The sequence below is a fragment of the Anoxybacillus ayderensis genome, assembly GCF_013761015.1.
GTDB classification, from domain to species: Bacteria; Bacillota; Bacilli; order Bacillales; family Anoxybacillaceae; genus Anoxybacillus; species Anoxybacillus ayderensis.
In genome coordinates this window covers 154607-171119 of the sequence record NZ_JACDUV010000004.1, presented here as the reverse complement: position 1 = coordinate 171119, position 16513 = coordinate 154607, and the positions used below count along the sequence as shown (strand labels likewise).

At 40.1% G+C, this 16513-nt stretch carries 18 protein-coding genes and 1 other annotated feature; all 18 genes read right to left on the bottom strand.

Annotated elements, in window-relative coordinates; all coding sequences use genetic code 11:
* Positions 1-12: 12 nt before the first annotated feature.
* The 18 genes from mglA to mutM all read right to left on the bottom strand — a co-directional run bounded on the left by mglA (position 13) and on the right by mutM (position 16510).
* Positions 13-1518: a galactose/methyl galactoside ABC transporter ATP-binding protein MglA gene (mglA, locus tag HNR63_RS07505; RefSeq protein ID WP_181520324.1), complete on the bottom strand. Its 1506-nt coding sequence runs from the start codon at positions 1516-1518 to the stop codon at positions 13-15.
* Positions 1519-1643: 125 nt separating this feature from the next.
* Positions 1644-2696, bottom strand: coding sequence for a galactose/glucose ABC transporter substrate-binding protein MglB (mglB, locus tag HNR63_RS07500; RefSeq protein ID WP_181520323.1), 1053 nt, complete (start codon positions 2694-2696; stop codon positions 1644-1646).
* A 321-nt stretch (positions 2697-3017) separates the two neighbouring features.
* Positions 3018-4103 carry a M20/M25/M40 family metallo-hydrolase gene (locus tag HNR63_RS07495; protein ID WP_181520322.1) on the bottom strand — a complete coding sequence of 362 codons (1086 nt, stop codon included), beginning with the start codon at positions 4101-4103 and terminating at the stop codon, positions 3018-3020.
* A gap of 55 nt (positions 4104-4158) precedes the next feature.
* Positions 4159-4647, bottom strand: a complete 489-nt coding sequence (locus HNR63_RS07490; RefSeq protein WP_181520321.1) for a dUTP diphosphatase — start codon at positions 4645-4647, stop codon at positions 4159-4161.
* A gap of 60 nt (positions 4648-4707) precedes the next feature.
* Positions 4708-5067 (bottom strand): 50S ribosomal protein L20, encoded by a 360-nt coding sequence (rplT, locus tag HNR63_RS07485; protein ID WP_003397837.1) that lies wholly within the window; start codon positions 5065-5067, stop codon positions 4708-4710.
* An 18-nt stretch (positions 5068-5085) separates the two neighbouring features.
* Positions 5086-5286 (bottom strand): 50S ribosomal protein L35, encoded by a 201-nt coding sequence (gene rpmI, locus HNR63_RS07480; protein WP_003397838.1) that lies wholly within the window; start codon positions 5284-5286, stop codon positions 5086-5088.
* A gap of 19 nt (positions 5287-5305) precedes the next feature.
* Positions 5306-5848, bottom strand: coding sequence for a translation initiation factor IF-3 (gene infC, locus HNR63_RS07475; RefSeq protein WP_004889092.1), 543 nt, complete (start codon positions 5846-5848; stop codon positions 5306-5308).
* Between the two features lie 26 nt (positions 5849-5874).
* Positions 5875-5998: a sequence feature (ribosomal protein L20 leader region), on the bottom strand.
* A gap of 118 nt (positions 5999-6116) precedes the next feature.
* The gene (thrS, locus tag HNR63_RS07470) at positions 6117-8048 is read right to left on the bottom strand and encodes a threonine--tRNA ligase (protein WP_181520320.1); all 1932 of its coding nucleotides are present in this window, start codon (positions 8046-8048) and stop codon (positions 6117-6119) included.
* A 296-nt stretch (positions 8049-8344) separates the two neighbouring features.
* Positions 8345-9199: a putative sporulation protein YtxC gene (gene ytxC / locus HNR63_RS07465; RefSeq protein ID WP_181520319.1), complete on the bottom strand. Its 855-nt coding sequence runs from the start codon at positions 9197-9199 to the stop codon at positions 8345-8347.
* Positions 9200-9261: 62 nt separating this feature from the next.
* Entirely contained in the window at positions 9262-10194 is a 933-nt protein-coding gene (gene dnaI / locus HNR63_RS07460; RefSeq protein WP_181520318.1) for a primosomal protein DnaI, read from the bottom strand.
* A 10-nt stretch (positions 10195-10204) separates the two neighbouring features.
* Positions 10205-11602: a replication initiation and membrane attachment family protein gene (locus HNR63_RS07455; RefSeq protein ID WP_085788298.1), complete on the bottom strand. Its 1398-nt coding sequence runs from the start codon at positions 11600-11602 to the stop codon at positions 10205-10207.
* Positions 11603-11635: 33 nt separating this feature from the next.
* The gene (gene nrdR, locus HNR63_RS07450; protein ID WP_009361824.1) at positions 11636-12106 is read right to left on the bottom strand and encodes a transcriptional regulator NrdR; all 471 of its coding nucleotides are present in this window, start codon (positions 12104-12106) and stop codon (positions 11636-11638) included.
* 61 nt (positions 12107-12167) lie between these two features.
* Positions 12168-12560, bottom strand: a complete 393-nt coding sequence (locus tag HNR63_RS07445; RefSeq protein ID WP_021093798.1) for a hypothetical protein — start codon at positions 12558-12560, stop codon at positions 12168-12170.
* Positions 12561-12635: 75 nt separating this feature from the next.
* Positions 12636-13010: an adenosylmethionine decarboxylase gene (gene speD, locus HNR63_RS07440; protein WP_003397846.1), complete on the bottom strand. Its 375-nt coding sequence runs from the start codon at positions 13008-13010 to the stop codon at positions 12636-12638.
* A gap of 242 nt (positions 13011-13252) precedes the next feature.
* Complete coding sequence (locus HNR63_RS07435) at positions 13253-14281, bottom strand: glyceraldehyde-3-phosphate dehydrogenase (protein ID WP_181520317.1); 1029 nt, start codon at positions 14279-14281, stop codon at positions 13253-13255.
* 107 nt (positions 14282-14388) lie between these two features.
* The gene (gene coaE, locus HNR63_RS07430; RefSeq protein ID WP_085788297.1) at positions 14389-14991 is read right to left on the bottom strand and encodes a dephospho-CoA kinase; all 603 of its coding nucleotides are present in this window, start codon (positions 14989-14991) and stop codon (positions 14389-14391) included.
* A 12-nt stretch (positions 14992-15003) separates the two neighbouring features.
* The gene (gene ytaF / locus HNR63_RS07425) at positions 15004-15627 is read right to left on the bottom strand and encodes a sporulation membrane protein YtaF (RefSeq protein WP_042894966.1); all 624 of its coding nucleotides are present in this window, start codon (positions 15625-15627) and stop codon (positions 15004-15006) included.
* Positions 15628-15694: 67 nt separating this feature from the next.
* The gene (gene mutM, locus HNR63_RS07420; RefSeq protein WP_181520316.1) at positions 15695-16510 is read right to left on the bottom strand and encodes a DNA-formamidopyrimidine glycosylase; all 816 of its coding nucleotides are present in this window, start codon (positions 16508-16510) and stop codon (positions 15695-15697) included.
* Positions 16511-16513: the final 3 nt, after the last annotated feature.

Here is a 16513-nt window from a genome sequence, read left to right as displayed (position 1 = left end):
CTCTCCATCCTCCTAATACATCGCTGATAATCTCATGATCTCCTCTTGGGAAGTTTTAGCCGTATCGACGATCCCAGCTAATCTCCCATTGCTCATTACTAAAATCCTGTCAGTAACCCCCAGTAATTCAGGCATTTCAGAAGAAACCATGATAATGCCTTTTCCTTCTTTAGCTAACTCATTAATTAACTGATATATTTCAAACTTAGCACCTACATCAATTCCACGTGTCGGTTCATCCAATAATAAAATTTCAGGTTTTGTAAGTAACCATCTACCGATTATTACTTTTTGTTGATTTCCACCCGATAAGCTTCGAATCGGCGTTTTTTGTGAAGGAGTTTTTACTTTCATTGCATCGATAACCCATTTTGTATCGTTATGCATTTCACTATCAGATATAAATAATCCCTTTGTTCTATATTTACGCAAATTTGAAATGATAGAATTAAATCTAACACTTAGATCAGGGAATATCCCTGTTGTTCTCCTTTCCTCTGTTACAAGTGCAAATCCATTTTCAATTGCCTCTTTTGGTGTTCTATTATTGATAGCTCTCCCATGAATTTCGATTGTTCCAGATTGAATAGCCCTCAATCCAAATAATGATTCAAGCAACTCGGTACGCTTTGATCCTACTAGCCCTGCAATACCTAAAATTTCTCCTCTTCTTAACTCAAAGCTAATATCAGAAAAAGAAGGCTGCGTTTCAGCTGTCAAATTCGTTACTCTTAAAATTACATCACCAGGTTTATTTGTTTTTTTTGGAAAACGTTGTGATAATTCTCTTCCTACCATCAACCTAATAATCTCATCTGTTGTTAATTCCTTCGCACTTTTCGTTGTAATGTATTGACCGTCTCTCATAATTGTAACTTCATCAGATATCTTCAGAATCTCTTCCATTTTATGGGATATATAAATAATACTTATATTTTCTTTCTTTAACTTTTCAATAATTTTAAATAAATGTTCTACCTCTTTTTCAGTGAGAGAGGAAGTTGGCTCGTCCATCACAATAACTTTTGATTGATATGAAACTGCTTTTGCAATCTCCACCATTTGCATCTCTGAAACAGATAAAGTGCTAACTTTTCTGCGAGGATCGATATGAATATCTAACCCCCTGAAAATTTCCAAAGTATTCTCGTACATCTTCTTCTCGTCTATAAGAACACCTTTTTTTGGATAACGCCCTAACCAGATATTATCCATCACACTTCGTTGTCGTACTTGGTTAAGTTCTTGATGCACCATAGAAACTCCACTTTCTAACGCTTGTTTCGAATTTTCAAACTTCACTTCTTTCCCATCTAACAAAATTTTCCCTTCATCCATCGAATAAATACCGAACAAACACTTCATTAAAGTGGATTTACCAGCGCCATTTTCTCCCATTAATGCATGGACAGTTCCGGGTTTAACTTTCAATGTAACATTTTGTAACGCAACTACCCCTGGAAATCTCTTTGTTACGTTTTTCATTTCTAATATGTAACTAGCGCTAGATGCCGACATAAATTAAACCTCCTAGATAAACCGTATTAAAAAGAGGAGTGGTATGTGCAAATCCGTATTGAGAAAGCGCCCTAGCAACCATAGATTCGGTTACACTAAGGCGCTGCCTTCATTCAACTCGTTATTTATTTATAGGAGTCTTTCCCTACTTGAATGTTCTCTTTGGTTATTGCTACATAAGGAACGCGGACGGCTTTCGTTTCATCCAATTTCCATTCAGTTCCTTCTAAAACATCTTTCCCATTTGCAGCGTTTGTTGCAAGTTCAATTGTTGCTTTCCCTTGGTTTTTTGCATCATTCAATACTGTACCGATCATTTTTCCTTTTTCGATCATCTCAAGTGCCTCAGGAATTGCATCGACACCAACTACCGGGATAAACTTATCCCCATTAAAATACCCAGCTTTTTCAAGAGAAGCAATTGCACCAAGTGCCATTGCGTCATTATTACAAATAACAAATTCAATTTTGTCATTAAATTTAGAAATCCATGCGTCCATTTTTTCAGTCGCTTTCGTTGCATCCCACATAGCCGTATCCATAGCTAATTCTTCAACTTCAATTCCTTTTTGTTTGACTGTTTCAACAGAATATTTTGTTCGTGCTTCTGCATCAGGATGCCCTGGCTCACCCTTTAATAATACGTATTGAATCTTTCCGTCCTTATTCTTATCGTATTTGTCTTTATTAGCCTCCCATGCTTTTGCAATCAATTCCCCTTGAATAATCCCAGACTCTGCTGAATTTGTCCCCACATAATATGCTTTATCGTAACTAGCTAACACATTAGCATCTGGTTCCTTGTTAAAAAAGATAACCGGAATATTTTTCGCTTTAGCTTTGTCAATAACAGTTTGTGCAGCCTTTGGATCCACTAAGTTAATAGCCAGTGCCTTTGCACCTTTTGCTATTAACGTATCAATTTGCTCGATTTGTTTTGACTGATCGTTTTGTGAATCATTCAACATGAGATTGATTTTTCCTTTTGCAGTCTCCTCCATAGAGCGACGTACATAAGACATAAAGTTGTCATCAAATTTATAGATTGTGGCACCAACCATCGGGAGAGAATCATCTTTACTATCTCCACCACTTGTACTACTATTGCACCCTGTTGCCATTAACATACTAGACGCAACTACTAAAGATAATACGAAACCTTTTTTTCCTTTAAACATGGACTTAGTTCCCCCTTTTCTCTTTATGTAACCCCTTTCATAAACCGGTAGAAAAAAAGATAAATTTATTCATTTTTTGGAATATAACATTTCTCCTTTGCATCACCACCCTCTTTTTAGTTAATTTTTACTTAATATTTAAGTAAAATATAACAAAAACCATTCAGGTTATCAATGCTTTTTTTTAAATATTTTTATTCTTTTAATATGAAAGGGTTTTAATTCTTATTATTCATTTATCGAATTTGTAAATGACGCTAAGTTCTATCATCACTCACACAACGAAAAAAGCCGACCGTGTACAGGTCGACTTCTCTTCTCTTAATCAAACGTAATTTCTTTTACTTTCTCTTCATCCAGTCGCTTAATGACTTCGACTAATAGTTTTACTGTTTGTTCGTAGTCATCGCGATGAAGAAGCGCAGCATGGGAGTGAATGTAGCGCGTTGGGATGGAGATGGTCAATGCCGGAACACCGCGCATCGTCATATGGATCGCACCTGCGTCTGTTCCGCCACCTGGCATCGCATCAAAACGATATGGAATGTTCATTTCCTCTGCAACATGAATGACGAATTCGCGCAATCCTTTATGGGAAACGAGCGTTGCATCGTATAAAACGATATGCGGGCCACCGCCAAGTTTCCCCATCGCCTCTTTTTCTGATACACCTGGCGTATCGCCAGCGATGCCAACGTCAACCGCAAAAGCAATATCTGGTTCAATCGCAAAAGCAGATGTTCGTGCACCGCGCAAGCCGACTTCTTCTTGTACTGTGCCGACGCCGTATACGACGTTTGGATGCTCGACGTCTTTTAATTGTTTTAGTACATCGATCGCAACGGCGCAACCGATACGGTTATCCCATGCTTTCGCAAGCAACATTTTTTCATTGTTCATCACCGTGAATTCAAAATATGGCACAATGGCATCGCCAGGGCGCACACCCCAAGCAATCGCCTCGTCACGGCTAGAAGCTCCGATGTCAATAAACATATCTTTTATTTCCACCGGTTTTCTTCTTGCTTCAACAGGTAAAATGTGTGGCGGCTTTGAGCCGATGACGCCTGTAATATCCCCTTGTTTTGTTACGATCGTCACGCGTTGAGCGAGCATCACTTGTCCCCACCACCCGCCAAGCGGTTGGAAACGAATGAAGCCCTTTTCATCAATTTGCGTCACCATAAAACCAACTTCATCTAAGTGACCAGCAATCATCACTTTTGGTCCGTTTTCTTTTCCTACTTTTTTTGCAATTAAGCTACCGAGACGATCCGTCGTGACTTCATCTGCATATGGAGCGATGTACGATTTCATTACTTCACGTACTTCCCGTTCATTGCCCGGAACACCTTTTGCATCCGTTAACGCTTTCAACATCGTTAACGTCTCATCTAATTTCTTCACGTATGTCACTCCTCTCTATGTACAACATTCATTATACTAAACATTTTGACAGTTGTTAATAATTGTGACTTTGTCGCTCATGGTTCACTTCGTTTTTTGCGACATACGCTCGCTCAATTTGTTCAGCATTAAATTGAAGCGCATGACCGAGCTGTGCATACGCATACACTAATTGATCGTATGCTTGTTCGTCCATCTTTTTGCGAAACGTCTGAACGGCTTCAAATACGTGTAAAAACTGTTCAACGAGCGATTTACTTTCTTGCACATGCGGCCATTTTACATGCTCATGAAGCGAAAGATCAAGCCCGAGCGATAAAATAAAATGAAGGCCGTCTACATATTCCTCTAAAATTGTTTCTTCTGCCGCTTTCGGCTTCGAACTCCAAAATTTAAAGCAACGTGTTTCGTTCGCCAGTTCTCCAATTTCAACAAGAAGAGCTAACAACTTGCGCTCAACTAAACGTTCCCCGCGCAAACCACGCTCCGTTTCAATTCGCTCATCTAATTGCCGTTGCATAGAAAATAATTTTTTTATATCCATTTTTCTCCCCCTCTTATAAAAAATGACCATCCCCTCAAGGGAGAATGGTCATTTCCTTTATTACTTGTTTAAGTTTTCTTTTGCGATGTTTGCAAGTTGTGTGAATGCTGCTGCATCGTTTACTGCTAAATCAGCAAGCATTTTACGGTTTACTTCGATTCCCGCAAGTTTTAATCCGTGCATTAAACGGCTGTAAGAAAGACCGTTCATGCGCGCTGCAGCGTTAATGCGCGTAATCCAAAGTTTACGGAAATCGCGTTTGCGTTGGCGACGATCGCGATACGCATACATTAACGATTTCATTACTTGTTGATTTGCAACTTTATATAAACGATGTTTCGAACCGAAATATCCTTTTGCAAGTTTAAGAATTTTTTTACGACGTCTGCGTGTGACTGTACCGCCTTTTACACGTGGCATAACATTTCCCTCCTAAAATTATTTTACGTTATCTAACAATTGACGAATGCGTTTGAAATCGCCTTTTGATACGAGCGTTGCTTTACGAAGTTTACGCTTTTGTTTTTGTGTTTTGTTTGCGAATAAGTGGCTAGTGAATGCGTGTGAACGTTTTAATTGACCTGTTCCTGTCTTTTTGAAACGCTTCGCTGAGCCTTTGTGAGTTTTCATTTTTGGCATAAGGTGTTCCTCCCTTTTGTTATTTGTCGTTTTTCGGTGCTAGCACTAAAAACATGCTGCGGCCGTCCATTTTCGGAGCCGTCTCAACCGTACCAATATCCGCGCACGCCTCAGCAAATCGATCAAGCACGCGCTGACCAATTTCCTTATGCGTAATCGCACGTCCTTTAAAGCGAATCGTCGCTTTCACTTTATCTCCTTTTTCAAGGAACTTCCGCGCGTTGCGCAATTTCGTGTTGAAGTCATGTTCTTCGATCGTTGGGCTTAAACGAACTTCTTTTACGTTAATCACTTTTTGCTTTTTGCGCGCTTCTTTTTCTTTCTTTTGTTGCTCGAAGCGGAACTTACCATAGTCCATAATGCGGCACACTGGCGGTTTCGCATTTGGTGCAACCATCACTAAATCTAAATTTAAACGCGCTGCAATTTCTAACGCTTCTTGCTTCGTCTTAATCCCAAGTTGCTCTCCATTTGGATCGACTAAACGAACTTCACGTGCCCGAATGTTTTCATTAATAATAAAATCTTTGCTAATAACTAGCCACCTCCACGGTTTTTTCAAGCTTGTTTGTTAAAGCAGAACGCACACGACAAAAAAACGTGTGGGCACAATACACCCACACGTCTCGCTCACAACATTTTTCTGTCATGAAACCTGCTAACAGCCATACGGCGTCGATCAGGTGAGAAGCGGGTGCTTCTGCTTATGTTCAAACAAGTATTTACTTTTACTTTAACATATATACCATATATCAAAACACATTGTCAACTGATGTCAATTGATCACAACAAATAAAACTATAACAAACATAAAGAGAAAATGCAACTATTTATTTACGCACTTCTTTTACGATAGAGTCAACGAACGCATCGAGCGGCATCGTTTCGCTCTTTTGTTCCCCATATTTTCGTACGTTCACTGCCCGTTCGTTTACTTCGTTATCCCCAACAACGAGCATGTACGGAATTTTTTGCATTTGCGCTTCGCGAATTTTGTATCCAATTTTTTCTTCACGCTCATCGACTTCAACACGAATGCCTGCAGCTTGTAACGCCTGTTTTACTTCATACGCATAATCTATATGAACAGCTGGGGAAACAGGAATAACTTGTACTTGTACAGGCGCTAACCATGTCGGGAACGCCCCTTTATACTCCTCAATTAAAAAGGCAACGAAACGTTCCATCGTTGATACGACACCGCGATGGATGACAACCGGACGATGCGGTTTTCCGTCTTCACCGATATATGTTAAGTCAAAACGTTCTGGTAACAAGAAGTCAAGTTGAACCGTAGATAAGGTTTCATCTTTTCCGAGCGCTGTTCGCACTTGAACGTCTAGTTTTGGACCGTAAAACGCAGCTTCTCCTTCTGCTTCGTAATAGTCAAGTCCGAGCTCGTCCATCGCCTCTTTTAACATGCTTTGTGCTTTTTCCCACATCGCATCGTCATCATAATATTTTTCTTTATCTTGCGGATCGCGATACGACAGACGGAACGAATAGTCCGTTAAACCGAAATCTTTATATACATCTAAAATTAAATTAACGACGCGCTTAAACTCGTCTTTAATTTGATCTGGGCGAACGAAAATATGCGCATCATTCAACGTCATCCCACGAACGCGTTGCAATCCTGTAAGCGCCCCTGACATTTCGTAACGATGCATCGTACCGAGCTCTGCGATACGAATTGGCAACTCGCGATAGCTATGAATTTTATGTTTATACACCATCATATGATGCGGACAGTTCATCGGACGTAAGACAAGCTGTTCATTATCCATCTCCATTGGCGGAAACATTCCATCTTTATAATGATCCCAATGGCCAGACGTTTTATATAACTCGACGCTACCGAGCACCGGTGTATATACGTGTTGATAGCCAAGCGACAGCTCTTTATCGACGATATAACGCTCAATTGTTCGGCGAATAGTTGCACCTTTTGGAAGCCAAAGCGGCAATCCTTGTCCTACTTTTTGCGATGTCATAAATAAGTCAAGCTCTTTTCCGAGCTTACGATGATCACGCTCTTTCGCTTCTTGTAAGAGACGTAAATATTCATCTAAATCTTCTTTTTTGAAAAAGGCTGTACCGTAAATACGTTGCAACATTTTGTTTTTGCTGTCACCACGCCAGTACGCACCTGCTACACTTAACAGTTTAAACTCTTTAATTTTTCCTGTTGATGGGACGTGCACCCCACGGCAAAGATCGAAAAACTCTCCTTGTTCGTAAATGGAAACGACTTCTCCCTCTGGAATGTCGTGAATAAGTTCAATTTTTAAATGATCGCCAATTTCTGTATAGCGACGAATTGCCTCTTCGCGACTCACTTCTTTGCGAACGATATCTAAGTTTTCTTTCACAATTTTTTTCATTTCTTGTTCAATTTTCGGTAAGTCTTCTGCTGTAATTGGTACGTCAACATCAATATCATAGTAAAAGCCGTTTTCAATGACAGGGCCAACGCCAAGCTTCACATCTTTGTACAATCGTTTAATCGCTTGTGCCATTAAATGCGCTGTGCTATGACGTAAAATGTCAAGCGCTTCTGGCATATCTTGCGTAATAATCGAAATGGCGCCGTCTTCTTCAATCGGTGTACGCAAATCGATCATGCGATCGTTTAGCTTTCCTGCAATTGCTTTTTTCTTCAGTCCTGGGCTAATGGACGCTGCAATATCTTCCGTTGTCACTCCTTTCGGAAACTCCTTCACTGCTCCATCTGGAAATGTAATTTTTACTACATCCGCCAAAGCTGCTCACTCCTTTTTTAAAAAATAAAAAAACTCGTCCCAAAAACGAGGGACGAGTTGGTTTCGTGGTTCCACCCTTCTTCCCGTCTATACGAACATAAAGCGAGCGTATAAACGGCTTCATCTCGATAACGGCGCAAACCGTCAGCAATTACTAAACGGGCAATCGTCCCATTGTTCACTGCTGAAGTTTAGAGGTGGTAAGTGCATTTTCCGTGTTAGGAAGGTTTCAGCCTATGCCTTCCCTCTCTGTGAACCGTAAAAATACACCCATGTCCTCATCATCACTTTTTGCTTTATTCACTATGTATGTCATTATAAGCATATTTTTTTGGAAAATCAAGAGGTGTTCGTAGCTCGATTCGCTCTTGAAACACATTTTGAATCGTTTGGATCATTCCGACATCTGTCACATTTGTATACATATATATTTTTTCTGGTGCTATCGATACGAGCGGCGCTAATACAGATGTGTCAATGTACATCGGCTGACTCACCATCAATCGACGGTCAATAAACTGCTTTAGTTGATGAGGTGACAAGTAAAAAAAATGGTCATCGAAAAATTGAAACGTTTCGTTTTCGTATACTAAATGAAGGACGCTCATTTTCGGGTGGCGCGACGCCACAATTTCGCGCAACAGTTGAACGAAAGTTTGGTATTCTTGTTCTAATTTGTATTCGTCAATCGCTAATTCCACATAATGTATAAGCCGATCATAATACGGCTTTAAGCGAAAAGTGATAAGCGACTCGAATGAAAACACCCCTTCCTGCAAACATTCATGCAACGATTGAGCAATCAGTTGCTCACGCGGTACATTTATTTTCTTTCCGAGACGATAATCGTGCCTTTCCCCGTCAATAAACGAATATGTAAGCTGTAAAATTTGTTGTTGCTCTTCTTCGTTTTCATAAAAAAACGTGCGGGAAATGATCGATAAAATCCAACGTGTTTCAAATGCTCGAATGATGCATGAAGAAAAAATAGGAATGAACAATGCGCGCATATGCGCAACATTCTGTTCATGAAAGAAAACGGTAATCGTCTTGTCATCATAAAGCAACTTCCCATATGGTTGCGGCGCTTTACTTAATTGTTCAAATAGTCGTTGTGCATCTTGTCCATTTTGAAATACGATATAAATCAACGGTGCCCCCCCTTTTCCCGAAACATGCTTGTTTTATATATATGGGGAACACCGTTTGTTTATCACATTTCGATTCGGCGATTTTTTCCTGTCATTTCGATCGGAGTAGCTAAATAAACAATTCGTTCGATAATTCGTGCCGCTTTTACTTGTTCTTCTTCGCCTCGCTGCGAGTGAGCAAGGTGATGCGTCAGACGTTTTAAATCAAAATTTGATGTAAAACATGTCGGCAAATGCTCAAGCATGCGATATTGTAAAATCGGACCGAGCACCTCATCGCGCCACCAACTTGACATTAATTCTGCTCCTAAATCATCGAGCATAAGGACAGGTACTTGCTTTGCATATTCAATCGTATCCTGAAATGCATCGGTTTGAAGCGATGATTTCAACGAGCGAACAAATTCTGGTACGTACACGAGAAATGAAGCGATGTGCCTTTGTGCTAACTCATTTGCCATCGCTGCTAACAAATATGTTTTTCCGACGCCAAACGATCCGTATAAATATAGCCCTTTCATTCGTTTGCCTATTTCGTATGTCGATGCAAACGTGTTCGCAAGCTCGATCGCTTCAATTCGCCCAAGATCGTCCGTTTCTAGCTGATCAAACGCTGCTTGCAACATATCGCGCGGAATAAATAAACTACGAATAAGCGACTGTTGTTTTTTTCGTTCATCATCTTGCACTTTACGAGCACACCGCTCATATTGCACGTCAATGTTTTTCCCTTGCCAAATTAAATGAGGCGTATAACCTTTCAGTAAGTTCGGACATTGTTCTAAGCTTTGGCAACGTTCACAATGCTTGCTTTGTTGCACAAACTCGTACAATTTACCGAGATGACGATTTAACATCGCATCCGTCACGTGATGACCACGCAAAAATGTTTGAACATGAGGATCACGTAAAATGTCGCGCTTCATCGCCTCATATCGTTCTTTAAAATCGTGACGATTCATCAAATGGTGAATGGTTTCCCGAATTGGTTTCATCGTTTATCCCCTAACTTTTCGGTTTTTTTAACCGTTCTTCCAACTCGCGCCGTTTTTGTTCTAACTCTTCTTCTGATTTCACTTGTTTTCGCTCAAATTGTGAATAGTCCGTCTGCAGCCAATCTGGCAACAGTTCGGTACGAATCGGTTTTTTAGATCCTTTTTGTTCTTTTTCTTTCATAAATGTTTCATATTCTCGCGCCTCTTTTTTCGCCAATTCCATCGCTTGTTTCACCGTACGTACCTTTTTTCGCGCCCATGAACTCGCAATTTTTTCAACATATTTTTTCGGCAACTTCATATCTGTCCGCAGCATGACGTAGTAAATGAGCACGTTCATGACACCTGGCGGCAATTTTTGTTTAAACATAATGTCTTCAATCAACTGTAAATCAGCTAACGCCGGTTCAACTCCACCAGAAAAATCCATAAGCAATTGTCTCGGCGAAACGGTTTCAAGCTGTTTCATTAAATATTCTTCTTCATTTTTTGGTTCGGCATGTGCCATCGTTCGCTCTGCTAACGGTTGTACACGATCATATAGACGCGGAAGCGCTTCACCACGTTCAAATTGATACCATTCTTGCGCTGCTTTTCGTAATGCTTCAATATCAATTTGTTCAGCGGGATCGATGACGCCCATCACAATTTTTTGCATATCAAGAGGACCAATCCCATACAGAAAAGAAAGCTTTTTAATTGCATCTTTTACTTTTTCAGTAATCGCACGTCGTGGTACGAGGTGATGAGATAGTCCAGCGTAAAAGGCATCGAAGTCAAATATATCATCTTGCATCTTATATATCGCTCGTTCTTTTCCTATATACTGCTGTCCATCTTGAAGCATCACTTCTTGTTTCGCTTCATCACTTAATTTATGAATCATTTTTTCAGGTTGGATGGATGAAAAGACATCGTGAAATGAGCGGGTGATCGGTGTAAATGACGTACGATCAATGGCACGATCGGAAAAAAACTTTTTCAGCTTTTGAAATTTTGTTTTTCCGACACGATCATACAAAAATACATTTAAAACCCCATCGTTGAAAAATTGTTCTGGTGTAAGTGGAAGAAGTAGCTCATAAATAAATACCCGTTCATCGTCTTCATTCGTTCGTTTCATGTACGTATTTAACAACCCGATTCCTTCTAGTTTTAAACGCTCGGCATATATCGTTGGCAAACTGCATTGCATAATCGCCATTAAACTATGATGTGTCGTCTCCTCGCTCCATAAACGCGCCTGCTCAAGTTCGCTCCATAACGTCATATATAAGCTATACGCTTGAGCACCAATTAAAGGTTGATATAAAAGTGTCAATACTTTTCGGTCTAATTCGCTTAAAATTCCGTTCGCATGTACAATATATCGGTCGACCGCAATTAACTCTTTCCAACTATATTCCATCTTATCGACCTTCTTCATATGAAAAAGAGCACATTATGCCCTTTCTCCTTGTTCTTTTTTAATGAGCTCTTTTAATTCTTCAATAAAGACGTTTAAATCTTTAAACTGTCGATATACAGAGGCAAAACGAACGTAAGCGACTTCATCAATTTTTGATAATCTTTCCATTACCATTTCGCCGATCGTTTCACTTTTTACTTCATTTATGCCGCTATTACGCAATTCTCGCTCAATTTGCTGCGTCACTTGCTCTAATTGTTCAAGGGCAACCGGCCGCTTCTCACATGCTTTAATCAGCCCACGCAATATTTTTTCACGACTAAATTCTTCTCTCGTTCCTTCTTTTTTCACGACAATTAACGGTGTTTCTTCGACTTTCTCAAACGTTGTAAAACGAAAATGGCAACGTTCACATTCGCGCCGACGGCGAATGGAACGCCCTTCATCAACTGGACGCGAATCAAGTACCCGCGTCCCATGATGGTGACACGATGGGCATTTCATATGTATCAACTCCTGACAGTAATCTTACCCTTATAGTAGACAAAAAAAGGCGCATGCACAACTACTTCTCACTATATATTCCCGATCCGATGTATGTTAATCGTTTAGCTAATTGATCATATAAACGAATAATAAGTTGACGGCTAAATCCAAAGTCGATTGGCAACCACTTTGTTTCTGTCGTCACAGAAAAATCAATAGCTGTTTCGAACGGTCGAACAGAAATGACTGTGACGACGATAAATGCTTTTTTTCCTTTCGTAAGCGATACGCTCATTTCTCCTCTTTCTTCTGAGATTGCCACAATATGATAGCCGTCCATTTGCTCGAACAATTGTTTCACTTCTTTTAATGCAGCCGCTTGCGTCGTTTTATAATAACGGCTTTTCAACTGCTCATCCGGATGACGTTCCGATGTTTCATTATGATTCGTTAATACGTATTTCCATTTCACCTGTCGTCGCCTCACTTTTCAACGAATGATAAAAAAGAGGTGCAGAATCTACACCTCTTTTCCTCTTACACTTTATTATAAAGCTTTTGCTTGTTTAATTTCAATCGGACCCATGCCACGAGGCAATTCAATTGTTTCACGTGTTTGCGCACCTAACGCTTCTGCAATATAGTCAGCAGCAATCGTTGGATCTAAATGTCCACATGTGTACACATCAATACTCGCATATCCGTGTTCAGGAAAACTGTGAATCGTTAAATGTGATTCAGAAATGATCACAACGCCGCTAACGCCTTGTGGTGCAAATTTATGAAATGCAACTTCACGAATTTCCGCACCTGACTTTAACGCTGCATCAACAAATGTTTTTTCAATAAACTCGATGTCATTCAACTTATCAAAATCGCATCCCCAAAGTTCTGAGATAACGTGACGACCCATTGTATCCATGATCGTATCCCCCTTTAATAAATTTTGAAAAAAAATAAACGATGAATTTCTTTTGCTTTCTGGAATGTATAACTACCACGGGGGAAAGTTAGTCCAAAGAGGTCCTAACCCTTTAAGTAGTCACATTACCATGCGTTCAAGAAGTTCACGAAAAATAGTATACTTCGTTTATATCTTTTTTTCAATATTGTTTTTTGTTTTTTATGAAATTAGGCATAAAAAATAACGCTGGAATGCCAGCGTTATGACATCGCAACCGCTTCGTTTTTTGACAACTGTTTTGCAACAAGCTTTGTTAAATCAACAACGCGGCACGAATAACCCCATTCATTATCATACCATGCTAATACTTTTACTTTCCGATTTTCGATTACCATCGTGGATAATCCATCGACAATGGCAGAGTGCGGATTCGTATTAAAATCAATCGATACGAGCGGTTCCATCGTCACGTCTAAAATGCCTTTTAACGATCCACGTGCTGCTTGCATAAATGCTTCGTTTACTTCATCGACCGTTACATGTTTTTTTACATCGACAACGACATCAACAAGCGAAACGTTTGGCGTTGGAACGCGCAATGCCATGCCGTGCATTTTTCCTTTTAAATGTGGCAATACGAGCGCCAACGCTTTCGCTGCACCTGTCGTTGTTGGAATGATCGATTGTGCACACGAACGGGCACGGCGTAAATCTTTATGCGGATTGTCAATATTTTTTTGATCGTTTGTATATGCATGCACAGTTGTCATCAACCCATTTTCAATGCCGAATGCTTCATCAAGCACTTTTACAACCGGAGCTAAACAATTTGTTGTGCATGAAGCATTTGAAATAATGATATGTTCTGGAGAAAGCATATGTTCATTTACACCGATGACAATTGTTACATCTTCATCTTTTCCTGGCGCTGTTAAAATGACGCGTTTCGCCCCTGCTTCGATGTGCATCATTGCTTTCTCTTTTGCATTAAACTTTCCTGTCGCCTCAATAACAATATCGATTTGAAGCTCTCCCCATGGCAGTAGGCGTGGATCGCGGGAATTGAGTAACTGTACTTTTTTCCCATTCACAATAAGTCCATCTTCAACCGGAATGACTTCCCCTTCAAATTTGCCATGGTTTGAATCATATTTTATTAAATGAGCTAACGTTTCAGGCGGATAGCTCGCATTAATCGCTACAATATCAAAATCTTGTTCAATTATCGCTTTTCGGAACACCATCCGTCCAATGCGTCCGAATCCGTTAATCGCTACTCTCGCTTTCATTATATAGCTCCTTTCAATATATATGTTATACTATTTGTTCGTTATCTACAAAAATAGTATAACACTTTTAGTTTGTTTATGCTATAAAAAAATAAAAAAAGGGCGTCCTATTTTCCAAGAACACCCCAACGTACTAAACATGCATGCAATTGTCGTTTCGTTTCTTCTATCGTTCCGTTATTATCGATCACTGCATCGGCTTTCTTTCTTTTTTCTTCAAGCGGCATTTGTGCTTTCATGCGAGCCCGTGCTTCTTCAACCGAAAAGCCATTGCGCTCACAAAGACGATGAAGCTGGGTTTGTTCATCGACATATACAACGAGAATGCGATCAACAAGATGCTCTAATTTGCTTTCAAATAAAAGAGGAATATCGAGAACAACTGCCTTTTCCTTTTGTTTCGCATATTGTTCTTTTTGTTGTAGCATATGTTTGCGCACAAGCGGATGAACGATGGCATTTAACTGTTTTCGCTTTTGTTCATCATCAAACACGATCGTACCGAGTTTGCGGCGATCAATCGCTCCGTTTGCATCCAAAATGTCGCGGCCGAACGCTTCAACAATAGGTTTATACGCTTCACCATTGATTGCTGTGACACGATGAGCGATTTCATCTGCATCAATAACAGGAATATGTAAGTCGCGAAACATCGCCGCGACCGTGCTTTTTCCGCTCGCAATCCCCCCTGTTAAACCGATCGTTAACACTTACTATCCCCCCTATCTCATTTTAAAAATACCAAGCACAATGAGCATAATTCCAGGTAAAAACGAATATTTTTGTAGCCAGTCATACTTCCTAAACGACTTACCAATTTTTAAACCGCTAAATAAGAAGCTAAAGCTAAGCAAACAAATGAGAAATGTCGTAAACGTTACAGAATAATTTAAAAGCGCTGCGCTCACTCCTGCCCCAAACGCATCAAGAGACAAAGCAACACCTAAAAATACGGCTTCCATTCCTGTAATCGTACCTGACCGGTCAAAATCAGCCATCGTTGGCTTGCGTAAAATTTGAATAACAATACCGAGCGGACGAATTTCTACATTCATGAGAAACTTTTCTTCATTGTCGTCTCGTTTAAGGATAAATTGAATGATCATCCATAACCCTAATACGATCAATATACTTCCACCCATTGCGTTCGCAACAGCAGGTGAAAAAAACACATACATGATGCGCCCAATGCCCATCGCCACTAAAAAAGTCAGGCACGAAAAAAGCGAAATAATAAGCAATGACCGAAGCGGAATATGTACATTCCGCATACCGTACGTAATCCCGACAGTCAAACCGTCGATGCTAACAGCTAAAGCAAGTAAAAATAAAGACCATGTGATCATAAGCGCCTGCCCCTTCCTTTGAAAAACTACCATAGTATATGGAAGAGGCCTAGGCAATGTTCTTACACTATGTTTGACAATGTTTACAATAATGCGTACCGCGATTTGCGACCATTGTTTTGACAATGGGCTCCCCGCATCGCCGGCACGGCTTATTTACACGCCCATATACGTACAATTGCGTTTGAAATGTTCCTATTTTCCCTTGCGTATTGACGTACGTTCGAACCGTGCTGCCCCCTTTTTCAATCGCTTCTCGTATCGTTTCAACGATTGCTTCATGTAACGCTTCTATTTCTTGCTCCGTTAACGTAGCTGCGATACGTTCTGGATGAATGGACGAACGAAATAACACTTCGTCAACATAAATATTTCCTAATCCTGCAACAATCGTTTGATCAAGCAATACCGCTTTTATTGTTCGCTTTGTTCGTTGAAGCTGATCGGTAAGCCATAAAACAGTAAACTGTTCGTCAAGCGGCTCGATGCCGATGTTTGATAAAGGTGGAACGTTTTCCCCTTTATTGAACAAATGCATCGTTCCAAATTTACGCACATCGCGATAACGAAGTTCGGTACGATCTGTAAATGTAAAAAAGATGTGCGTATGGCGATCAAATGGGGCATTTTCTTTTTCGTATATGTAGCGTCCCTCCATACGCAAATGGGAAACTAGAACAACATCGTCCAATTGAAAAATTAAAAATTTCCCCCGTCGCTCAATATCGTAAATCGTCTGTCCTTTTAATCGATCACAAAATGTTTCTACGTCAGGATGTTGGACGATCTTTTCCCAATGTACTTTTACACGTTCAATCGTTTTGCCAACAACAAGCGGAAGAAGCGTGCGCCGCACCGTTTCCACTTCAGGTAGTTCTGGCATGTT